This is a genomic window from Mesorhizobium sp. MC2-1-1 (assembly GCF_057597255.1).
Genome location: NZ_CP195205.1, coordinates 4,001,646 through 4,021,561, shown reverse-complemented (window position 1 = coordinate 4,021,561; position 19,916 = coordinate 4,001,646). Strand labels below are relative to the sequence as shown.

The following is a 19,916-nucleotide window of genomic DNA, read 5'->3' as shown; positions in this document are numbered from 1 at the left end:
TGGCCCGCAATCAAATAGCGCTACTGCTTGACGCTGGCGACGCGCGGGTCCGGAATGGGCACTGCGGCAATCAATTCGCGTGTATATGCCTCGCGTGGCGACGACAGCACCGAGCGGCGCGTGCCGGCTTCCACGATGCGGCCGGAGCGCATGACGGCGACGTCATGGCTCATGCGCTCGACCACTGCCATGTCGTGCGAAATGAAGAGATACGCCAGACCCAGCGTCTCCTGCAGCTCCAGCATCAGGTCGAGCACGCGCGCCCGTACAGATACGTCGAGCGCGGCAACGCTCTCGTCGGCGACGATCAGCTTCGGTTCGAGCGCCAGCGCTCGTGCGATGCAGATGCGCTGACGCTGGCCGCCTGAAAATTCGTGCGGATAGCGCGAGGCGTGATCGGCCTCGAGCCCGACGCGTGCAAGAAGCGAGGCCACGCGCTCGCGCCGGTCGCCTTTGGTGCCGAGGCCGTGAATGACGAGCGGCTCGGCTATCGCAGCCCCTACCGTCATGCGCGGGTCGAGCGAGGCGTAAGGGTCCTGAAAGATCATCTGCGCGGCGCGCCGCACCGGCCGCATCGCGGCACCGGAGAGGCCCTGGATGGAGGTGCCGCCGATGGTTACGGAACCGGTGAAGGGAACAAGTCCAAGCACGGCCTTGCCGGTGGTGGACTTGCCGGAGCCGCTTTCGCCGACGAGGCCGAGCGTCCGGCCAGGCCGTATGTCGAAGGAGACGTCCTGCACCGCCGGCGCCTCCGAGGCGCGGCGGCGGAAAAGACCCGAGGAAGCGCCGTAGTCGACGACGAGGTTCTTCACCGAAAGCACCGCCGCCGTACCCTCTGGCTCGGGTGGCCGAGGGGTGGCTGTGATCCGAGGCGGGATGTCGGTTCCCGCGAATGCGCCGAGCCGCGGCACCGCGGCAAGCAATTCGCGCGTATAGCCGGCCTGTGGCCGCTCGAAGATGTCGAGCACGGATGCCGCCTCGACGATCCTTCCATCGCGCATGACGGCCACCCGGTCGGCCATCTCCGCGACGACGCCCATGTCATGGGTGATGAGGACGATGGCGGTGCCGAATTCGCGCTTCAACTCGCGCATCAATTTCAGGATCTGCGCCTGCACGGTGACGTCGAGCGCCGTGGTCGGCTCGTCGGCCAGTAGCACTTTCGGCCGGCACGACAGGGCCATGGCGATCATGACGCGCTGGCGCATGCCGCCCGAAAGCTCGTGCGGATATTGCTTCATGCGCCGCGCCGGATCGCTGATGTGGACAACGTCCAGCATGTCGCGGGCACGCTTCTCGATGCTGGCGCCCTCAGCGCCCTGGTGGACCCGGATCGCCTCGGTCAGTTGCGCGCCGATCGAGTGAACCGGGTTGAGCGACGTCATCGGTTCCTGGAAGATCATGGCGATCTCGCCGCCGCGCACGTCGCGCATGGCGCGCTCGGGCAGGCGCGGCAGCGACTGCCGTTCGAGCCTGATGTCGCCGCCGGCGATGCGCAGCGAGGCGCGCGGCAACAGCCGCATGATGGAGAGCGCCGTCACCGACTTGCCCGAGCCGGACTCGCCGGCAAGGCAGAGCGTCTCGCCCGGCGCCAGCGCAAAGCTGATGCCGTCGATGACGCGCCTTGCGCCCTCGGGCGTCAGCGCGTCGACCGACAAATTGTCGACGGTCAGGACGGCATCTGGTCGTCGGGAATCGCCGGACCTCAAATCGTCTGCCATCAGTTGAAGACGATCCTTGGGAAATAGAACGAGACGACCCAGTTCGGCATGTCGACGATCTCGCTGATGCGCAAGTCGCCGCAGACCGAGCAGAGCATGTAGGCGTCGACCGGATTCAAGCCATGGTCGGCGGCAAGAAGGTCGACCATGCGCATCACGCTTTCGCGCGCCGCAACCATCAGGTCAGGCCCGACGCCGGTCGTGACCTCATAGCCGGCTTCGTCGAGATGCCGGGTCACCGGCCCAGGCGTGGTGAAGCGCGGGCTTTCCAGCCGCGCGTCCTTGACCAGCTCGATCGTCGCCTCAACATCCATGCGGCTCTCGATCGCCGTGCCGCACACCTCGCCGTCGCCCTGGGCGGCGTGCGTGTCGCCGATCGAAAACAGCGCGCCCTTCACCTCGACCGGCAGATAGAGCGTGGTGCCGGCCGCGAGGTCACGAATGTCAAGATTGCCGCCGACACGGCGTGGCGGCACCACCGAATGCAGGCCGGGTTCGGCAGGCGCCACGCCGATGGTGCCGGCAAAGGGTTTCAGCGGCACACACCCGCCGGGGCCGTAGAGGGCCGGCGTCATCGAGGCGGCATCATACTTCCAGATATGCAGCGCCGGCTCCTTGAACTGGTCGGCGAGCAGGCCGAAGCCCGGGATGTTCGCGGTCCAGCCGAGACCCGACGGCTCGAAATGGCGCAGCGTAATCTTCAACGCATCGCCTGGCATCGCACCCTCGACATAGACCGGTCCGGTCACCGGATTGACCTTGCCGAAGTCCATGGTCGAGACGTCCGCCACCGTGGAATTGGCATCAAACTGGCCGCCGGAGGAATCGAGGCATTCGAAATGGATCGTCGAACCCGGCTTGGCCGTCAGCGCCGGCTCGAAATCGCGGTTCCAGCCGAAGTGATGGCTGGCGCGGTGGATGGTGTAGTCGCACTTCACGCACATGGTTGCTTCTCGTTATCGTTGGCAAGCCGCCCTCCCGTTCGAGCGGCATCATTGGACGGTCCCGGCGGCGGACCGGACTCTCGCCGCCGGGTGATAAGACGGTCTATTTGTTCACATAGATCGCTTCGTAGTCGATGACCCGGGTGGGATCGATGTAGATCTCGTCCGGGCCGCCCATGCGCTTGGACTTGGCGACCACGCGGCGTTCGTTGAACACCGGAATCCACGGGGCGTCGTTGGTCTGGATGTCGGTGAAGATCTGCGCCCAAGCCTTGTTGCGCTCCTCGGCCTTGGCCGGCACCGGCAGGGCGTCGGCGGCCTGGGCACGGGCATCAATTTCCTTGTTGCAGTACCAAGACCAATTCCAACCGCCGGCCACCGCGCTGCCGCAGCCGAGGATCGGCCCATAGAAATCGGACGGATCCGGGAAGTCCGCGATCCAGCCGAGCCCGCCGGACCAGACCATGGGCGCCTGGCCCTGCGTGCCGCCGGCGGCGATGACGTTCGGATTGGCCACCGCCTTGATCTCGGCCTTGACGCCGATCGCAGCCAGATCCTGCTGGATCGCCTGGGTGATGCGCGGCTGCGGGTCGGTGTTGGAGGTGTAGATCTGGGTCGTGAAGCCATCCTTCAGCCCGGCCTCGGCGAGCAGCGCCTTGGCCTTGTCCGGATCGTAGGAGTAGCCCTTGTAGTTCTGGTCGTAGCCGGGCATCAGCGGCGGCAGCACCTGGCTGGCTGGCGTGGCGCGGCCATTGATGATGCGCACGATGCGGTCCTTGTTGATGGCCATGTTGACGGCCTGCCGCACCTTGGCATTGTCGAAAGGCTTCACCTGGGTGTTCAAGGTGACGTAGCTCGTCTCGAGCTGCTGGCGGTCGACGATCATGCCCGCATAGTCCGGCGACTTCTTCATCTCGAGAAATTTCGCCGGCGGGATGCCGTCGCCGGCGATGTCGACCTCGCCCTTCTGCAGGCGCAGCAGCGCCACCAGCGGCTCCTGGCCGACCTCGACCGTGAAGCTGTCGACATGCGGACGGTCCTTGATGAAGTAGTCGGGATTCTTCTGGAAGACGAGGCGCTGGCCGATCGTCCATTCCTTGAGAGTGAATGCCCCGGAGCCGACCGGATGCTTGCCGAAGTCGCCGCCGGCTGCCTCCACCGCCTCTTTCGGCACGACGGAAGCGAAGTTGAGCGCCAGCACGTTGAGGAAGGTGGCATCGGGCTGCGACAGGGTGAACTTGACCGTGTGATCGTCGATCGCCGTGATGCCGTCCATCGTGTCCGCGGTGCCGGCCGTCATCTTGTCGGCGCCGACGATCGAGTGGAAGAAGCCTGCGCCCGGGCCTTGCGTCTTCGGGTTGACGGCGCGCTCGATGGACCATTTGACGTCCGCCGCCGTCACCGCGCGGCCGTTGGTGAACTTGACGCCGGGGTGCAGTTTGAACGTGTAGACCTTGCCGTCGTCGGAGACGTCGTAGCTGTCGGCAAGCGACGGTCCCAGCTCCGTCGTGCCCGGCTTGTAGTCGACCAGGCGCGAGAACAGGGCGTTGATCATCGACCAGTTCTGCCAGTCGTAGCCGATGGCCGGGTCGAGCGTGGCGATGTCGTCCTTGTAGGTGACGATGATGTCGCCGCCATTGGTCGGGGTATCGGCGAAGGCATATTTGGCCGGCACCAGGGCCGAAGTGGCGAGCAAGGCCGCCAAGCCTATCTTTCTGACGATTTTGTTCATGAGTTCACTCCTCTGTTGGTCTTGTCGGTTATTGGCTGCGGATGCGGGGATCGACGAACGGGGCGACGAAGTCGGCGAGCAGGTTGCCGAGCACGATCGCCAGGGCGGAAACCAGGGTCACGCCCATGATGATGGGCACGTCGACCTGCTGGATGGCCTGCCAGGCGAGCTGGCCGATGCCGGGCCAGCCATAGACGGCCTCGACCACGACAACGCCGCTCATGAATTGGCCGATGTCGATGCCGACCATCGCGATGATCGGCAGGAGCGCGTTGGGCAGCGCGTGGCCGAGCACGACGCGGCGGCCGCTGAGGCCCTTGGCGTGGGCAGTGCGCACATAGTCCTGGCGCAATACTTCGATCATGGCCGAACGCACCATGCGTGCATACCACCCGGCGCCGAGCACGCCGAGCGTAAGCGCCGGCAGCACGACATGCCGCGCCGTGCCGAAGCCGGACATCGGGAACCAGCCGAGCGTGGCGGCAAACACGTAGAGAAGCAGCAGCGCGACGACGAATTGCGGCGACGAGACGCCGACGAAGGAGAGCATCATGACCGCGCGGTCGACGAAGCCGCCGCGCCGGACCGCCGCGATGATACCGAAGGTCAGGCCGAGGGCCACCTCGACGACGATGCCCGCCGCCATGAGGACGAGCGTCGCCGGCAGCCGCGCCAGGATCAAAGGCAGGACTTCCGTTTTCTGCGTATAGGAGCGGCCTAGATCGCCATGCAGCAGGTTGCCGACATAATGCAGGAACTGCATGACCAGCGGCTGGTCGAGGCCCAGCTCATGCCGGATGGCTGCCACCATCTGCGGCGTCGCGGAGCGGCCGGCGATCAGAACGGCGGGGTCCGCCGGAAGGCAATAAAGCAACAGGAAGGTGATGGCGGCGACGCCCAACAGGATCAGGAGGGCCTGGACGAGGCGACGGGCGAGAAACGACGCCATGGTCACAGCCTCCCGCGCTGGGTCGGGTCAAGGATGTCGCGCAGCGCGTCGCCGATCAGGTTGAAGGACAACGCCGTGGCGAGGATGATCGCGCCGGGGATGAACACCAGCCAGGGCGCGTCCTGGAAATAGCTTTGGCTTTCGAAGATGATGTTGCCCCAGGAGGGCTGCGGCGGCTGCACGCCGATGCCGAGGAAGGACAGCGTCGCCTCGAGCAGCACCGTGGTGGCGATGCCGAGCGTGCCCCACACGATCGCCGTCGGCATCAGGTGCGGAAGGATGTGGAAGAGAATGATACGGCCGTTGCCGGCGCCCAGCGAACGTTCGGCCACGATGAAGTCACGTTCCACCAGGCCGCGCGTCTCGGTGTAGACGATACGGGCGACCTGCACCCAGTTCACCAGGGCTATCACCATGGCGACGATCCACAGGCTGGGCTTCAGCAGCGCGGCCAATGCGATCGCCAGCAGCAGCGCCGGAAAAGCCATCATCAGGTCGGTGAAGCGCATCAGAAGATTACCGGCGGTGCCGCGCAGGTAGCCGGCGAGCAGGCCGACGAGCAGCCCGATCGCGACAGCGACGCCGTTGGCGACAAGACCGATGATGAGCGACGTGCGGGCACCGAACAGCACGCGGGCGAAGAGGTCGCGGCCGAGCGTGTCGGTGCCGAACAAATGGCCGTTGCCTGGCGGCAGCGGCGCGCCTTCGAGCGACAGGCCGTCGGCGAGCTGATCATCCGGCGAGAAGTGGGCGATCCATGGCGCGAAGATCGCCGCCAGCAAAACGATCACGACCACGATCAGCCCGAACAGGGCGGAAGGCCGTCTTATCAGTTCGCGCATAACCCGCATGGGAGGGCCTACATCGCGCGCGGCACGGGCTCGTGCCCAGCAACGATTGCGGCGGCGACGTGCTCGACGGCAAGCCGGCGCTGCATGGCGAGGCGGCAGAGCGTGCGATAGGCATCGGTCTCATCGCCGCCTTGCGCTGCCATGATCGAGCGCATCGCGTCGTAGACGATGGGCCTCAGCCGCAGACGCTCCTCCAGACCGGCAATGCGTGCCTTTACGGCGGTGCGCTCATGGTGGGCGTGCGTGGCAAGCACCAGCGCCGGGTAGACCGAGGAGGCGGCGACCGGCTTCGCTATGAGCGCGCCGGCGCCTTTTGCCAGCGCCCAGGCGATGCGACCCGGCGCTTCGGAGCCGAGCAGCGCGACCACCGGGACGGGCGCCTCGTCGCCGTCCCATGGCAAGAGATCGTCCCACCCCTGGTCGGCGTCGACCAGGACGATGTCCGCACGGGTCCCCGAGAGATCGAGCGGCTTCCACTGCACAAGGACGGTCACGCCCAGACGTTCGAGTTGACGCTTCAGGCGCTCGATGTTGTCGTCGGCGCGATGCAGGATCACGGCCCGCCACGAAACGAAACTCGGCGTCCGCGTCATTGCACGACCCTCAGATGCGGAGCGTGCCGGCTGGCCAGCGTGCCGACAAGGTAAGGATCCGCGACGATCGCCCCATGCGAGGCAATGACGTCGAAGCCGGACTGCGCGTTGATCCGGCCAAGATTGAAAGGCAGGGCCGCATGATTGGTGCGTGGATCGATGGCGAGCGGTCCGAGCACGGTCTGCCGCGGCCGGGCATGCAGGAAAGCGCGCACGCTGGCGGGGTCGTCTCCATGGGTCGCTGTGATCGCCTCGGCACAGAGCATGACGGCGGCATAGGCGCCGGCAAAAAAGCTGGAGACGCGGCGCTCGCCGCCGAAACGGGCTGCGACGCGTTGCTTGAAAATCCGGTTCTCGCGCGTTTCCAGGCTTTCGAAATAGGAGGCTGTCGAAAGCTGGCCGACGGCCGTGTCCGGCTCGATCTCGCCCAGTTCGCACTCCGTCAGATCGCAGCTCAGCACGGGGCAGCGTTCCGGTGCAAAGGCGGGATCGCGGTCGGCCAATCGGCGCACGGCGGCCAGGAAGGCGTAGCTCGATGGGCCGATCATGTTGTTGAGGATGAAGTCGGGCCGATGCCGCTCGAGATCGGCGATCAGCAGACCGACATCGGTCTCCTCGATCGGCAGGCAGCGCTCGCCGAGAACCTCGCCGCCGGCGCGCGTGAGAAGCTCACGCGCCAGCCTGTTCATCTCCCAGCCCCAGACATAATTGGCGCCGGCTAGATAGATGCGCTTGCCGTAGCGGGGCAGCATGTAGTCGAACAGCGGTATCAGATGCTGGTTGGGGCAGGCACCGGTGTAGATGACGTTCTCGTTGGCCTCGAAGCCTTCATAGGGGCAAATATACCAGAGCAGGCCGTCATATTTCTCCACCAGCGGGATGACGTCCTTGCGCGACAACGAGGTGATGGTGCCGATCACATTGCGGCATTGATCGTCGCGCAGCATGGTGCGGATCAAATCGAGGTAGCGCTCCGGCTGGCCGGCGGGATCGCCGAAGACCGGCTCGATGCGCAAGGCGCTTCCGGCCTTCTCCAGCTCCTCGATGGCAAATTCGGCGCCGGCGCGGCAATCGCGGCCGATCGCCCCATAGGGACCGGTGGTCGAATAAAGGATGCCGACCCTGAACGTCTTCACCCGGACCTCAAAAAAACTAAGGCCCCACACGCACCCCATGCTTTCATGAGACGCGGCGGGGCCATGCTGCCCTTGCCCGGCCTTGCCGGACGCGATTTGTTACGCGGGAAAAAGTGCGCTTGCGAAATAGAACACGAGCAGACGCACGCTTGTCAACGGTCACGCGCGCGAATGGCTGCAATGGCCTGGAGGGTGCCTGTGGAACGACCTGCCTCGAACGCGTCACCCTCTCATCAAGGCCGTCAGGCATCGATAAGGCCTCCAACGAAATCTTAATGTAAATCAAGCGTAATCCCGACCGCTACAATTGTGCGTATGTGTTGGGGTTGCGCATGCCGGAATACTCGTCCTTTCTCCGGTCGATCCGGATCCGCTACATTTCCGGATTGCTGATCTTCGCGCTGGCCTCGACCGCGGTGATGTACGCGCTAAACCGGGTGAACTCGTTCCGTCACGAGGTGGATGCTCTCAGCGGCAATGCCGTCATCTTCGCCCGCGACCTGCGCAACGCCACGAATTTCGCGGAGACGACCGGCACCGCCTGGCGCAGCGAGACGCGCGATGCGCTGACGGCCGCCGCGCGCGGCCACTCCGAACGGCTGACGGGCGAGATCGAAGGCCTGAATGCCGAGCTTGCGGCGATCAGGCCGAAACTGTCCCGCAACACGATCAATGCGCTCGATTCCGCCTCGGTCAACGGCGACCTGTTCTGGTCGGCGCGCGACATGGTGCGCAACTTCAACCTGATGTCGGCGGCCCAGAAGGTCGACGAATGGAGCTATCGCGAGATCCGCAACCAGAACGACCTTTTCGCCCAGCCGATGCTGGTGCGCGTGCGCACCGCGCTCGACGAGGAGCGCCGCCTCGCGGACGCCTCCAGCGACAGGCTGCTCCTCTGGGCAAGCGGCCTGCTGATCGCCGTGCTCGCCATCGCCGCGGCTCTGATCTTCCGTCCGATGGAGAATGCGATCCGCCGCGCCTTCGCCGAGAGCGCGGCGTCGCTGTTCAAGGCGGAGGCCGCCGACCGCGCCAAATCGGAATTTCTCGCCAATATGAGCCATGAGATACGCACGCCGATGAACGGCGTGCTCGGCATGGCCGAACTGCTAGCCAAGACGGAGCTCACGCCGCGCCAGAAGACCTTCACCGAGGTCATCGTCAAATCCGGCAACGCGCTGCTCACCATCATCAACGACATCCTCGACTTCTCGAAGATCAATGCCGGCCAGCTGACGCTCGACCCCGCCCCGTTTCGCCTTGCGGAGGCGGTCGAGGACGTGGCGACCTTGGTGTCGGCGCGCGTTGCCGAAAAAAACCTCGAGCTTATCGTGCGCGTCGATCCGCGCCTGCCGGCCTTCGTCGTCGGCGATGCAGGGCGCTTCCGCCAGATCGTCACCAACCTGCTCGGCAATGCCGTGAAGTTCACCGAGAAGGGCCATGTGCTGGTCGATGTCGGCGGCGACGTCGTCGACGGCGTCGTCCAGCTCAAGGTCCGCGTGGAGGATACCGGCATCGGCATCCCGGCCGAAAAGCTGCAAAGCGTGTTCGAGAAGTTCGCCCAGGTCGATGGTTCCTCGACGCGCCGCCACGAAGGCACCGGGCTTGGCCTTGCGATCAGCGCCCGGCTCGTCGACCTGATGGGCGGCAAGATCGGCGTCGAAAGCGAGATCGGCCGCGGCTCCGTCTTCTGGTTCGCCGTGCCGTTGCCGGCGCACAGCCAGGAAGCGAGCGACAAGTTGGTGCCGGTCGACGTCACCGGCGCCCGGGTGCTGGTCATTGACGACAATCCGGTCAACCGCGAGATCCTGCTGGAACAGCTCAGAAGCTGGAGCTTCGACTGTGCGGCCGCCGAAAGCGGCGCCGTCGGCCTCGCCTTCCTTGACCGCGCCTGCCAGCTCGGCGCCTCGGTCGATTGCATCATCCTCGACTACCAGATGCCCGGCATGAACGGCGCCGATGTCGCGAGGGCGATCGCCGCCGACAGCCGACTTTCCTCCATTCCGGTCGTGCTGCTCACCTCGGTCGATCAGGTCGATTTCGGGCGGATGGTGATCGAATTCGGCATCGTCGCGCATCTTACCAAGCCGGCGCGTTCGGCGGTGCTGCTGGGCACCGTGATCTCCGCCATCCAGAAGGCGCGCACGCAAGGCGGCAAGGCGCATTTCGTGCGCGAGCCGGTCGCGGCCCAGGCGGCCCCGCCGGCCTTCACAGTTATCCGCGGCCCGGCAGTGCCCGTGCCGGCCGTAGCGGAGCAGCCGGTCCCGCCGGCCGGCCCGATCGACATCCTGATCGCCGAGGACAATGACGTGAACCAGTTGGTCTTCGGCCAGATCCTCAACGGTTTCGGACTGAGCTACCGCATCGCCGGCAACGGCCGCACGGCGGTCGAGATGTACCGCGCGCTGCGCCCCCGCCTGGTGCTGATGGACGTCTCCATGCCGGAGATGAACGGTTACGAGGCGACCCGCGCCATCCGGGCGCTCGAAGGGCAGAACGGCGAGCGCACGCCGATCATCGGCGTCACTGCGCATGCGCTCAAAGGCGACCGCGAAAAATGCATCGAGGCCGGTATGGACGACTACCTGCCGAAGCCGGTCTCCCCCGACCGCCTCGGCGCCAAGATCGGCACCTGGCTCAGCGAGACCGTGACGGCAAAGACGGCGTAATCAGACCGCCGCGTCGAGACGATACCGGCGTATCCAATCGAGGCTCGTCATATCGGAAAGCCTTGCCACGCCCGGTTTTACGTCATCGACGTTCGGAGATTGAACCCCCAGCGCCTCGCAAATGCAAATTAGCTCGGCGGCCGGATTGCCGGCAAGGCGCTCATAGCCAATCCGCAGCGGCGCGATGCCCTGTTGCGTGAACCACGTGTTCCAGGCCGTGTCACAGGCTTCGAGTTGACTGACTTCGCCCTTGATGCGCTCGAAGTCGTAGCGCGGCTCTTGCGGCGGTCCGACTCTCTCGATCTCGGTTCCATCAGGGGCGACGTGCCAAAGGCCGGTCTGCTCTGCCTTGACGAGGGAGATAGCCTGCGCGAGCTTGTCCTGACGCGAAAGGTGTATGTAGAGCACCCGGCCGAAGGCCTTTTCGAAACGCGCCATGTCCGATGGAAGTCCCGGATGGATCTGGTCAAGGATGGCCGAAAGCTCGTCCAGGTTTTCCCGCATCAGGCGCAGCCCGAAAATGCCAGTCCCACCCCTGCCGGCCGCGATTGCCGCGCTTAGATAGGCGACATTGAAGCCGGACTCGCTCATCGTGCCGCGGGCGGGCAGCCCCCAATCCTCGGCCCATTCCAGGATGTCCTGGCGACGATAGAATGAGTGCGGTGCGCCGGCTCTCCCGGTCGAGGTCAGCAGGTCGCACAGCAAGGTGCTGCCGGTTCTGGGCGTCCCGCAGATAATGTATGCGTCGAACATAGACTCGCCGCCCATTGGAGCCGGATCGATTTCCTCCGGCTATAGCCGAAATCGCTGTTGGATGCGAAGAGCGCACTCCTGCGCGGTAAGTACGCTGGTGTCGACCTCGAGATCGTAAGCGACATCCCTGTGCATGCGCCCGAACTGCCAGCGCGCAAGACCGGATAATCGGTCCGCACGTTCGCTTTCGCGGGCCTCGAGCACGTCGAGCGGCGCGAACACGCCCACGCTGGAAAGGTGAAAGTCGCACAGCAGTGCCTGATACTGCGCCATTTCGCTGCCAATCATCACATCGTCGACGATGAGATTGTTGCCCCGGCTCGCCATAGCCGCGACGGCGTCCCGCATGCCTTGCATGACCCGCCTGCCGACCGGCCCGGCCTTGATGGCTACCGATGGTTTGCCGTCCTCCCAAATGGTCGTGAAGGCGAAGCCCGGCAAGCTTTCCTGCAATGCCTCGGGGAGCATTTCCAAAAATGCGTCCATCTGCACATGCAGATACGGCTCGGCGGTTATCCTTTGCAATGCCTTGGCGATCGAGGTCTTGCCGACGCTGCCGACACCGTTGAGCAGCACAATCTTGGCTGTCATCCCTTGCCACCCCTAAGTTGGCATCAGCGGTTGCGCAATACCACGCAGGCGCCGCCGACACTTTGCAGCTTGTTGCAGATGCCGTCGGCCTCGGCGCGCGAGTCGGCGCCGATCCTGACCGCGTAGATCCCGCGCCGGCCGATCGGCGTTCGCACCCGGCTCACCACCGGGTCATGACTGACAAGCAAGGCCGGGAACCGGCCCCTGACCCTCAGCCATTGGGCGATCGCCGCCGATCGGCGAAAGTTGCCGGCCACCTGGACACCCCAGGGCTTGACGTTGATCGAAGCCATGGCGACGGTTTGCGACATGATCACCGGCAGCCGGCGGCAGGCAACCGCGAAGCTCATCCTGGGATCGAGCGGCTGGACGGTGCCGGCATAGGATTTGTCCGCGAACTTGTCGACGGGCTCGCCCATGACGTCGAAGACATAGCTTTCCGTCTCCATCGGCAGGAAGCCGCCTGAGGCGAGCCAGCGCGACACACGGCTCTCGCCGGCATTGTAGGCGGCCGCCGCAAGCCCGAGATTGCCGTAGCTCGCCTTCATCTCGGCAAGATATTTCGCCGAGGCGGGAATGGCCTGCTCGATGTCGAAAGAATTGTCCAGGCCGCGCATCTTGGCGGTTCCGGGCATGAATTGCGCGATGCCTTCGGCGCCGACCGGGCTCACCGCGTTCGGATCGAAGCGGCTCTCCTTCCAGATCAGCCGGGCGAAGAAATCCCTGGGCAGGCCATTCTGCCGGGCCTGCGCCTCGATCAGATCGCAGACGCGGGAAATGAGGCGTTTCGCGGCCGACCGCGACTGCGGCGGGTCGGCGAATGCCTGACCGACGAGGATGAGCGCGCAAGCCAGCATCACTGTCGCGCGCGGCAGAAGCGTCATCGACCTATTCGGCCGCGGCCTTGCCGTGTCCGTAGCGCTGCTCGATATAGTCGGCGACCATCTTCTCGAAATCGCGGGCGATGGACGGTCCGCGCAGCGTCGCTGCCTTCTTGCCGTCGATGAAGACGGGCGCCGTCGGTGTCTCTCCGGTGCCGGGCAGCGATATGCCGATATCGGCGTGTTTGGATTCCCCGGGGCCGTTGACGATGCAGCCCATCACCGCGACCTTGAGGTTCTCGACGCCGGGGTATTTCTCGCGCCACACCGGCATGTTCTTGCGGATGTCTGCCTGGATCCCCTGGGCAAGCTCCTGGAACACGGTCGACGTGGTGCGGCCGCAGCCGGGGCAGGCCGCGACGATCGGCACGAATTGCCGGAAGCCCATGGTCTGCAGCAGTTCCTGCGACACCTGCACCTCGCGCGTGCGGTCGCCATTTGGTTCCGGCGTCAGCGAGATACGTATGGTGTCGCCGATGCCTTGCTGCAGAAGGATGCCCATGGCGGCGGACGAGGCGACAATGCCCTTGGTACCCATGCCGGCCTCGGTCAGGCCAAGATGCAGCGCGTGGTCGGAGCGGATGGCAAGTTCGGTGTAGACGGCGATCAGGTCCTGCACGCCGCTCACCTTGGCCGACAGGATGATCTTGTCGCGGCCGAGCCCGATCTCTTCGGCCATCTCGGCCGACAGGATCGCCGACCGCACGATCGCTTCGCGCGTGACCTCCTGGGCGGTGAGCGGCGAGCCGTTGGCCTGGTTGTCGTCCATCAGCCGGGTCAGAAGCTCCTGATCGAGCGAGCCCCAGTTGACGCCGATGCGGACCGGCTTGTCGTGCCTGATCGCCATTTCGACGATTGCGGCGAACTGGCGATCCTTCTTGTCCTTGAAGCCGACATTGCCGGGATTGATGCGGTATTTGGCCAGCGCCTCGGCGCAGGCCGGATGATCGGCGAGCAGCTTGTGGCCGATATAATGGAAGTCGCCGACCAGCGGCACGTCGATGCCGAGCCTGAGCAGCCGCTCATGGATGCGCGGCACCGCCGCCGCGCTCTCGTCGCGGTCGACAGTGATGCGTACGATTTCCGAGCCCGCGCGGTGCAGCGCCGCGACCTGGGCGACGGTCTGGTCGACATCGGCGGTGTCGGTGTTGGTCATGGACTGCACGACGACGGGCGCGCCGCCGCCAACCATAACACCGCCGACCGATACGCCGACCGACGTGCGCCGCGGGAAGGGAGAAGAAAAATATCCGGTCATGCCGGCCACCTTCATCTGGGAGTTCCCGGCATGAGGTGGCGGAGCAAAGATGGCTTGTCAATGGCAGGGCACAGGCCAGCCTGCGAATCGGCCGCGGCCATGCGAAAATCACCACCAGGACCTGGCGCGAGATTCGCGAGCGAGTTTTCCGTAGATTTGTATTAAAGAGCACCGGGCCGGTGGCATCGATGCCACCGGACGTTTCACCGCGGCGGGTTGCGGCGATGGTGCCTGGAAGAGCTTCAGTGCGTGGTCGGGCTAGCCTTCAGCTTTTCAATCTCGTCCTTGATTGCCAGCTTGCGTCGCTTGAGATTCACGATTTCGAGGTCGTCCACCGATGGATGGTTCATCGCATCGGTGATCTCGCGCTCGATGTCACCGTGTTTCCGCTGCAACTCATCAAGATGGGATGCAAGAGACATGATTGGTTCTCCCTTTCATGGTTTCCTCGATTGCAGCCGTCGCAGGCACGTCCACCGCAGGTTGAGACTGTGACGGCACGATGACAGTTTGCCACCAACCGATCCCAATGTCGAATGACACGTGGTAGCATTCCACGACAAGGTGAAATGTGATATGAGCCGCGCGCCGGTCGCCGACCAACACGTCCCAACCGGTCCCGCCCAAACAGCCCGATTGGGCGATGCATACGCAGACGGTAGATGATGTCCGAACAGGAACAGGCTGAAATACGCCTCGAATATTCCCGGCTCAAACAGGAACACGCCGATTTCGACGCCGCGATCAACGCGATGATCGCCACGGGCTGCGACCCGCTTCAGATCCAGCGCATGAAGAAGAAGAAGCTGGTGATGAAAGACCGGCTGTCGGCGCTGGAAGACCGCATCATTCCCGACATCATCGCCTGAAGCGGCGGCGATAGCCAAGGCCCGGAATGCAGGCTGAGAGGACCGCAGGCATCGCGCGAATCCTTGCGGCTGCCGGCGAATTCCGCTAAGGCGCGCCTTTGCCGCGGGAGAGCGATACCTTGACCGATCAGCGTGCCGATGTCGCCATCATCATGGGCAGCCAGTCCGACTGGGCGACGATGCGCCAGGCCGCCGAAACGCTGGAGGCGCTGGGCATCCCGCACAAGAGGCTGATCGTCTCTGCGCACCGCACCCCCGACCGCCTCTATGAATTCGCCAAGGGCGCCAAGGCCGCCGGTTACAAGGTGATCATCGCCGGCGCAGGCGGCGCGGCGCATCTGCCCGGCATGACGGCGGCCATGACGTCGCTGCCGGTGTTCGGCGTTCCGGTGGAGTCCAAGGCGCTTTCGGGCCAGGATTCACTGCTTTCCATCGTGCAGATGCCGGCCGGCATCCCGGTAGGCACGCTGGCGATCGGCAAGGCGGGCGCGGCCAATGCAGCACTTCTTGCCGCCGCCGTTTTGGCGCTCAACGACGACAAGCTCGCGGCGCGGCTCGACGCCTGGCGCGCCGCCCAGACCGCAAAGGTCGCCAACGAGCCGACGGACACGCCGTGAGCCTGGCGCCCGGATCGACCATCGGCATCATCGGCGGCGGCCAGCTCGGCCGCATGCTGGCGATGGCTGCCGCCCGCCTCGGCTATCGGATCACTGTCCTGGAGCCCCAGGCCGACTGTCCGGCCGCCCAGGTCGCCAACCGGCAGATCGTGGCCGCTTATGACGATCCCGCCGCCCTTGCCGAACTGGCCGCCGCCAGTGCCGTCGTCACCTATGAATTCGAGAATGTACCGGTCGCCGCCGCCGAAACGCTGGCGGCAACGGTGCCGGTCTATCCGCCGGCACGCGCGCTCAAGGTGGCGCAGGATCGCGTCACCGAGAAAGGCTTCCTGAACGGCATCGGGATCCCGACGGCGGAATTTCGCCCGGTCGACAATGACGATCAATTGACCGAGGCGCTGAGTACGTTCAACGGCAGCGGCGTGCTGAAAACCCGCCGCATGGGCTATGACGGCAAGGGCCAGCGTGTCTTCCGCAACATGGAAACGGGCGGCTTTGCCGGCACCTGCGAGGCGATGGGCAACGTGCCGCTCATCCTGGAATCGCTCGTCGCTTTCGAGCGCGAGATTTCGGTGATTGCCGCGCGCGGCCTCGACGGAACCGTCGCCGCCTTCGATCCGGCCGAAAACGTTCACCGCGAAGGCATATTGCGAACGTCGACCTTGCCGGCGACCATCGGCCCGCAAACGGCCGCCGCCGCCAAGGACGCGGCCGCGAAAATCCTGTCGGCGCTCGACTATTTCGGCGTCATCGGCGTCGAGTTCTTCGTGCTTGCCGATGGCTCGCTTCTGGCCAACGAGCTGGCGCCACGCGTGCATAATTCAGGCCACTGGACGGAGGCGGCTTGCGTGGTCTCGCAGTTCGAGCAGCATATCCGGGCCGTCGCCGGCCTGCCGCTGGGTTCTCCCGCCCGGCATTTTGACTGCGTGATGGAAAACCTGATCGGCGACGACATGCTGAAGGTGCCGGCGCTGCTTAACGAGCCCGACCTGATGCTGCATCTCTACGGCAAGGCCGAGTCGCGCCCCGGCCGCAAGATGGGCCATTTCACGCGCCTCATCAGGTCGCGATAAGGCCCTATTGCATATCTTGGTCGTCGCCGCTTGCGTCCGAGCCGGCGCAGCTCGGGTCGCTCAGTTTACAGCTGGCCTTGGACGTGAGCTGTTCTATCCGTTCGCTGGTCAGTTTCGTCAGGCACCGCGAAACCTCCATGGGGTGGATGGAACCGCCACCGGTGTCGGCTGTCGAATAGGCGCATTCGGCGTCTCGAAAGGCGATCCAGGCGCGCTGCGCCGTCTGCAGCAGCTTGTTCGAGGCCAGATCGTTGCTGCCGAGGATATTCTCGTACGCGGCATTGAGCTTGGCATCGGCGGCCTGATAGTCGGCTTCGGCGCAGATATTCAGCATCGACTGGCTGTCGTCGTTGCGGTCGCAATCCTGGGCAAAGGCGGCAGGAGCGGTCGCAAGCAGGAGCAAACAGACGGACGCAAGGAGGCCGCGCATTTGGAATCTCCGGTCGTTTCGCCGAGGTTGCACCATTCCAGCCGCTTCTGAGTCGCGCAATGCCGCGCCGCCGGGATTGCGAATATTTTGATATGCCGGTCAACCTGTGGCATTCGAACATCGTCATGTGGTTGACACGGGCGACACTCCTCGTTTATGAGCCACGCAAGTTCAAAGGCGCGCTTTTTTTCCGGGCGCGCCTTTAAAATTCGGCCCGGGACGGGCCCTGACCGAACAGGCAAGACCATGAAGATCAAGAATTCGCTCAAGGCGCTCAAGGCGCGTCACCGCGACAACCGGCTGGTTCGCCGCAAGGGACGCATCTACATCATCAACAAGACCGCTCCGCGCTACAAGGCGCGCCAGGGCTGAGATTTGGGCGCAGCTTGCTGCGCGCGGCGCAGTGCATGCCGCCCAAAGTGCGAAGCGGTTTTGGGACAACGACATGCACAATGAGACAATGTCGCGCCGCTGATGTTGGGCGCCGGTTCGCCGGCCCCTCACGCTAAAATCATTTGGATGATCCGCCGTCCGGGATTAGATTCCGGCGATGCGGATTCGTTTTGCATTTCTCGCCGCCCTTTTGCTGTCCGGCACGGCTTTGCCCGCAGGCGCAGAAGTGGTGCAAGGCGCCCTGCCTCCAGATGCGGGGCCGCCCGCCGCGACACCGCCGCCGGCCGCTCCGACCAAGCAGGGCCGTCTCGACCAGCTATTCACCGAGTTGAAACGCGAGCGCAACGAGAAGGCCGCCGAGCGCATCGCTGGCCGCATCTGGAACGAGTGGAACCAGTCCGGCAGCGCCTCGATCGACCTGATGATGCAGTGGGCGCAAAAGGCGACCGAAGACCAGAAATTCGATGTCGCGCTCGATTTCCTCGACCAGGTGGTGACCCTGCAGCCTGATTACGCCGAAGGCTGGAACCGCCGCGCCACCGTGCATTTCCTGATGAAGAATTACGGGAAGTCGATGGCCGACATCGACCGCACCCTGCAACTCGAGCCCCGCCATTTCGGCGCGCTCTCCGGCCTCGCCCAGATCATGACCGAGACCGGCCATAAGCAATCGGCGCTGGAGGCATGGCAAAAGGTGCTCGCGATCTATCCGATGATGCGCAGCGCCCAGGCCCAGGTTTCGACGCTGTCCGAGGAACTGGCCGGCGAGGGCATCTGATTCCCGCGACCTCCGTCGCTTTGTTGTCCTGAAGCGCGCCGCCTCAATCCGGTTCAGGTGCCCCGAAGCCTTCTGCCGGCGGCTCGCCGCGCGGCCGCTTGTCAGCGCCGACAGGATGGGGCCTTGACTTGAGCCATTGGCGGTAATAGTGAAGCAATCACTTCAGTATTGATCGGATCGCCAATTGCGAAAGAGAGCCGAAATGTCCTTGACGCTGCATTTCCATCCGCTGGCCTCGTTCTGCTGGAAGCCGCTCATCGCGCTGTACGAGAACGGCACGTCGTTCGAGCCGATGTTTGTCGACCTCGGCGACGAGGCTTCTCGCACGGCCTTCCTGAAGGTGTCGCCGACCGGCAAAATGCCGGCGCTGCGCGACGATGCGCGGGATCGCACTGTGCTGGAATCGACCATCGTCGTAGAATATCTCGCCGCGCATTATCCGGGGTCGGTCGAGCTCGTTCCCGCCGACATCGATCTCGCCCTCCAGGTTCGCCAGGCGGACCGCTTCTACGATCTCTACGTGCAGCACCCGATGCAGAAGATCGTCGGCGACCGCTTGCGGCCAAAGGACAAGACCGACCCGTTCGGCGTCGAGGAGGCCCGCGCGCAGTTGCGCAACTCCTACGCCATCATAGAACAGGAGATGCAGGGCAAGACCTGGGCGGCGGGCGATACCTTCACCCTGGCGGACTGCGCCGCATCGCCGGCGCTGTTCTACGCCAACAAGGTCGAGCCGTTCGGCGACAAGTTCCCGGCGGTGAGCCGCTACCACGACCGGCTGCTCGCGCGGCCGTCCTTCGTCCGCGTCATCGAGGAAGCCGGACCTTACTTCAAGTTCTTCCCGTACAATAACGGCTAGCCGTCCATGCTGCACGATGCCGCCCAGCTCGACCTGATGTTCCAGGCGCTGGCCGACCCCGCGCGGCGGCAGATGGTGGATCGGCTGTCGCGCGGACCGGCTTCGGTCAGCCAGCTGGCCGAACCGCTGGCGATGTCGCTATCGGCCGTCGTCCAGCATCTCAACGTGCTCGAGGCAAGCGGCCTGGTCAGGACCGAGAAGCTTGGCCGGGTGCGGACCTGCCGGATCGAGCCGCAGGCGCTGAGCACCGCCGAGCGCTGGATCAACGAGCGGCGGCTCGCCTGGGAGCGCCGGCTGGACCGCCTGGGCGATTTCCTTGCCGAAACCAAAGATGAAACCTGAAGGAGCCGCCATGAGCGAGCGATCGGTTGTCCACTCCACATTCGTCATCGAGCGCGTCTATCCGGCGGCGCCGGCCAAGGTCTATTTCGCGCTGAGCGATCCGTCGGCCAAGAAGCGCTGGTTCGTCGATCCCGACAATCCGATGCCGAGCCGTCATGAAATGGATTTTCGTGTCGGCGGCAAGGAGGTGAACGCCGGCTGCCCCAGCGACGGGCAGATGCATTTCTTCAATGCGGTCTACCAGGACATCGTGCCGAACCAGCGCATCGTCTACAGCTACGAACTGCTGTTCGGCGAGACCCGCGTTTCGGTCTCGCTTGCAACCATCGAGCTCATCGCGGAAGGCACGGGAACTCGACTTGTCCTGACGGAGCAGGGGGCTTTCTTCGACGGCATCGATACGCCGGCCACCCGCGAGCACGGAACCGGCGAGTTGCTCGACGCGCTTGGCGCGGCACTTGCGGCGGCCGACTGAGGCGC

Annotated in this window: 22 protein-coding genes; 9 read left to right on the top strand and 13 right to left on the bottom strand. The window is 64.8% G+C overall.

Translation table 11 applies throughout. From position 1 onward, the window contains the following. Positions 1 to 20: 20 nt before the first annotated feature. From ACR64R_RS19915 to ACR64R_RS19885, 7 genes are all read right to left on the bottom strand, one after another. Positions 21 to 1,721 carry an ABC transporter ATP-binding protein gene (locus tag ACR64R_RS19915; protein ID WP_487357998.1) on the bottom strand — a complete coding sequence of 567 codons (1,701 nt, stop codon included), beginning with the start codon at positions 1,719 to 1,721 and terminating at the stop codon, positions 21 to 23. After that, a complete protein-coding gene (locus ACR64R_RS19910) occupies positions 1,721 to 2,665 on the bottom strand; it encodes an acetamidase/formamidase family protein (RefSeq protein WP_487357997.1) in 945 nt (314 codons plus the stop codon). Before ACR64R_RS19910 ends, ACR64R_RS19915 begins: the two co-directional genes overlap by 1 nt. 103 nt (positions 2,666 to 2,768) lie before the next feature. Further along, positions 2,769 to 4,397 carry an ABC transporter substrate-binding protein gene (locus ACR64R_RS19905; RefSeq protein ID WP_487357996.1) on the bottom strand — a complete coding sequence of 543 codons (1,629 nt, stop codon included), beginning with the start codon at positions 4,395 to 4,397 and terminating at the stop codon, positions 2,769 to 2,771. A 28-nt stretch (positions 4,398 to 4,425) separates the two neighbouring features. Continuing rightward, positions 4,426 to 5,346, bottom strand: a complete 921-nt coding sequence (locus ACR64R_RS19900; RefSeq protein ID WP_487357995.1) for an ABC transporter permease — start codon at positions 5,344 to 5,346, stop codon at positions 4,426 to 4,428. Between the two features lie 2 nt (positions 5,347 to 5,348). After that, positions 5,349 to 6,197: an ABC transporter permease gene (locus ACR64R_RS19895; RefSeq protein WP_487357994.1), complete on the bottom strand. Its 849-nt coding sequence runs from the start codon at positions 6,195 to 6,197 to the stop codon at positions 5,349 to 5,351. Between the two features lie 8 nt (positions 6,198 to 6,205). Then, on the bottom strand, positions 6,206 to 6,790 hold the full coding sequence (locus ACR64R_RS19890) for an ANTAR domain-containing response regulator (protein WP_487357993.1): 585 nt from the start codon (positions 6,788 to 6,790) through the stop codon (positions 6,206 to 6,208). Beyond that, positions 6,787 to 7,926 (bottom strand): transporter substrate-binding domain-containing protein, encoded by a 1,140-nt coding sequence (locus ACR64R_RS19885; RefSeq protein WP_487357992.1) that lies wholly within the window; start codon positions 7,924 to 7,926, stop codon positions 6,787 to 6,789. Before ACR64R_RS19885 ends, ACR64R_RS19890 begins: the two co-directional genes overlap by 4 nt. 332 nt (positions 7,927 to 8,258) lie before the next feature. Between ACR64R_RS19885 and ACR64R_RS19880 the strand changes: the two genes are divergently transcribed. Beyond that, complete coding sequence (locus tag ACR64R_RS19880) at positions 8,259 to 10,592, top strand: response regulator (RefSeq protein WP_487357991.1); 2,334 nt, start codon at positions 8,259 to 8,261, stop codon at positions 10,590 to 10,592. Here the strand turns inward: ACR64R_RS19880 and ACR64R_RS19875 are convergent, their stop codons facing one another. From ACR64R_RS19875 to ACR64R_RS19855, 5 genes are all read right to left on the bottom strand, one after another. Continuing rightward, a complete protein-coding gene (locus ACR64R_RS19875; protein WP_487357990.1) occupies positions 10,593 to 11,345 on the bottom strand; it encodes a Stf0 family sulfotransferase in 753 nt (250 codons plus the stop codon). Between the two features lie 39 nt (positions 11,346 to 11,384). Beyond that, entirely contained in the window at positions 11,385 to 11,936 is a 552-nt protein-coding gene (locus ACR64R_RS19870; protein ID WP_487357989.1) for a chloramphenicol phosphotransferase CPT family protein, read from the bottom strand. A gap of 23 nt (positions 11,937 to 11,959) precedes the next feature. Continuing rightward, positions 11,960 to 12,793, bottom strand: a complete 834-nt coding sequence (locus ACR64R_RS19865; protein WP_487362497.1) for a transglycosylase SLT domain-containing protein — start codon at positions 12,791 to 12,793, stop codon at positions 11,960 to 11,962. A 31-nt stretch (positions 12,794 to 12,824) separates the two neighbouring features. After that, positions 12,825 to 14,075 carry a flavodoxin-dependent (E)-4-hydroxy-3-methylbut-2-enyl-diphosphate synthase gene (gene ispG, locus ACR64R_RS19860; RefSeq protein WP_487357988.1) on the bottom strand — a complete coding sequence of 417 codons (1,251 nt, stop codon included), beginning with the start codon at positions 14,073 to 14,075 and terminating at the stop codon, positions 12,825 to 12,827. Between the two features lie 242 nt (positions 14,076 to 14,317). After that, the gene (locus ACR64R_RS19855) at positions 14,318 to 14,497 is read right to left on the bottom strand and encodes a YdcH family protein (protein ID WP_126064062.1); all 180 of its coding nucleotides are present in this window, start codon (positions 14,495 to 14,497) and stop codon (positions 14,318 to 14,320) included. Positions 14,498 to 14,740: 243 nt separating this feature from the next. Here ACR64R_RS19855 and ACR64R_RS19850 point away from each other — a divergent pair, with 243 nt between their 5' ends. The 3 genes from ACR64R_RS19850 to ACR64R_RS19840 all read left to right on the top strand — a co-directional run bounded on the left by ACR64R_RS19850 (position 14,741) and on the right by ACR64R_RS19840 (position 16,634). After that, the gene (locus tag ACR64R_RS19850; protein ID WP_487362496.1) at positions 14,741 to 14,944 is read left to right on the top strand and encodes a YdcH family protein; all 204 of its coding nucleotides are present in this window, start codon (positions 14,741 to 14,743) and stop codon (positions 14,942 to 14,944) included. Between the two features lie 119 nt (positions 14,945 to 15,063). After that, positions 15,064 to 15,561: a 5-(carboxyamino)imidazole ribonucleotide mutase gene (purE, locus tag ACR64R_RS19845; RefSeq protein WP_487357987.1), complete on the top strand. Its 498-nt coding sequence runs from the start codon at positions 15,064 to 15,066 to the stop codon at positions 15,559 to 15,561. Then, a complete protein-coding gene (locus tag ACR64R_RS19840; RefSeq protein WP_487357986.1) occupies positions 15,558 to 16,634 on the top strand; it encodes a 5-(carboxyamino)imidazole ribonucleotide synthase in 1,077 nt (358 codons plus the stop codon). The genes purE and ACR64R_RS19840 overlap by 4 nt, the downstream gene beginning before the upstream one ends. Positions 16,635 to 16,638: 4 nt before the next feature. Here the strand turns inward: ACR64R_RS19840 and ACR64R_RS19835 are convergent, their stop codons facing one another. Beyond that, positions 16,639 to 17,064 carry a lysozyme inhibitor LprI family protein gene (locus ACR64R_RS19835; protein ID WP_487357985.1) on the bottom strand — a complete coding sequence of 142 codons (426 nt, stop codon included), beginning with the start codon at positions 17,062 to 17,064 and terminating at the stop codon, positions 16,639 to 16,641. Between the two features lie 246 nt (positions 17,065 to 17,310). Between ACR64R_RS19835 and ykgO the strand changes: the two genes are divergently transcribed. The 5 genes from ykgO to ACR64R_RS19810 all read left to right on the top strand — a co-directional run bounded on the left by ykgO (position 17,311) and on the right by ACR64R_RS19810 (position 19,911). Beyond that, positions 17,311 to 17,436, top strand: coding sequence for a type B 50S ribosomal protein L36 (gene ykgO, locus ACR64R_RS19830; protein WP_040974291.1), 126 nt, complete (start codon positions 17,311 to 17,313; stop codon positions 17,434 to 17,436). Between the two features lie 178 nt (positions 17,437 to 17,614). Beyond that, entirely contained in the window at positions 17,615 to 18,235 is a 621-nt protein-coding gene (locus ACR64R_RS19825) for a tetratricopeptide repeat protein (protein ID WP_487357984.1), read from the top strand. 202 nt (positions 18,236 to 18,437) lie between these two features. Then, positions 18,438 to 19,094, top strand: coding sequence for a glutathione S-transferase family protein (locus tag ACR64R_RS19820; RefSeq protein ID WP_487357983.1), 657 nt, complete (start codon positions 18,438 to 18,440; stop codon positions 19,092 to 19,094). Between the two features lie 6 nt (positions 19,095 to 19,100). After that, on the top strand, positions 19,101 to 19,436 hold the full coding sequence (locus ACR64R_RS19815) for an ArsR/SmtB family transcription factor (protein WP_487357982.1): 336 nt from the start codon (positions 19,101 to 19,103) through the stop codon (positions 19,434 to 19,436). A 10-nt stretch (positions 19,437 to 19,446) separates the two neighbouring features. Then, on the top strand, positions 19,447 to 19,911 hold the full coding sequence (locus tag ACR64R_RS19810; RefSeq protein ID WP_487357981.1) for an SRPBCC family protein: 465 nt from the start codon (positions 19,447 to 19,449) through the stop codon (positions 19,909 to 19,911). Positions 19,912 to 19,916: the final 5 nt, after the last annotated feature.

Bases quoted from the DNA above. Each gene is read 5' to 3' on its own strand.
- ACR64R_RS19915 (WP_487357998.1), bottom strand. From the start codon at position 1,721: ATGGCAGACGATTTGAGGTCCGGCGATTCCCGACGACCAGATGCCGTC.
- ACR64R_RS19910 (WP_487357997.1), bottom strand. From the start codon at position 2,665: ATGTGCGTGAAGTGCGACTACACCATCCACCGCGCCAGCCATCACTTC.
- ACR64R_RS19905 (WP_487357996.1), bottom strand. From the start codon at position 4,397: ATGAACAAAATCGTCAGAAAGATAGGCTTGGCGGCCTTGCTCGCCACT.
- ACR64R_RS19900 (WP_487357995.1), bottom strand. From the start codon at position 5,346: ATGGCGTCGTTTCTCGCCCGTCGCCTCGTCCAGGCCCTCCTGATCCTG.
- ACR64R_RS19895 (WP_487357994.1), bottom strand. From the start codon at position 6,197: ATGCGGGTTATGCGCGAACTGATAAGACGGCCTTCCGCCCTGTTCGGG.
- ACR64R_RS19890 (WP_487357993.1), bottom strand. From the start codon at position 6,790: ATGACGCGGACGCCGAGTTTCGTTTCGTGGCGGGCCGTGATCCTGCAT.
- ACR64R_RS19880 (WP_487357991.1), top strand. From the start codon at position 8,259: ATGCCGGAATACTCGTCCTTTCTCCGGTCGATCCGGATCCGCTACATT.
- ACR64R_RS19875 (WP_487357990.1), bottom strand. From the start codon at position 11,345: ATGTTCGACGCATACATTATCTGCGGGACGCCCAGAACCGGCAGCACC.
- ACR64R_RS19870 (WP_487357989.1), bottom strand. From the start codon at position 11,936: ATGACAGCCAAGATTGTGCTGCTCAACGGTGTCGGCAGCGTCGGCAAG.
- ACR64R_RS19865 (WP_487362497.1), bottom strand. From the start codon at position 12,793: ATGCTGGCTTGCGCGCTCATCCTCGTCGGTCAGGCATTCGCCGACCCG.
- ispG (WP_487357988.1), bottom strand. From the start codon at position 14,075: ATGACCGGATATTTTTCTTCTCCCTTCCCGCGGCGCACGTCGGTCGGC.
- ACR64R_RS19855 (WP_126064062.1), bottom strand. From the start codon at position 14,497: ATGTCTCTTGCATCCCATCTTGATGAGTTGCAGCGGAAACACGGTGAC.
- ACR64R_RS19850 (WP_487362496.1), top strand. From the start codon at position 14,741: ATGTCCGAACAGGAACAGGCTGAAATACGCCTCGAATATTCCCGGCTC.
- ACR64R_RS19835 (WP_487357985.1), bottom strand. From the start codon at position 17,064: ATGCGCGGCCTCCTTGCGTCCGTCTGTTTGCTCCTGCTTGCGACCGCT.
- ykgO (WP_040974291.1), top strand. From the start codon at position 17,311: ATGAAGATCAAGAATTCGCTCAAGGCGCTCAAGGCGCGTCACCGCGAC.
- ACR64R_RS19825 (WP_487357984.1), top strand. From the start codon at position 17,615: ATGCGGATTCGTTTTGCATTTCTCGCCGCCCTTTTGCTGTCCGGCACG.
- ACR64R_RS19820 (WP_487357983.1), top strand. From the start codon at position 18,438: ATGTCCTTGACGCTGCATTTCCATCCGCTGGCCTCGTTCTGCTGGAAG.
- ACR64R_RS19815 (WP_487357982.1), top strand. From the start codon at position 19,101: ATGCTGCACGATGCCGCCCAGCTCGACCTGATGTTCCAGGCGCTGGCC.
- ACR64R_RS19810 (WP_487357981.1), top strand. From the start codon at position 19,447: ATGAGCGAGCGATCGGTTGTCCACTCCACATTCGTCATCGAGCGCGTC.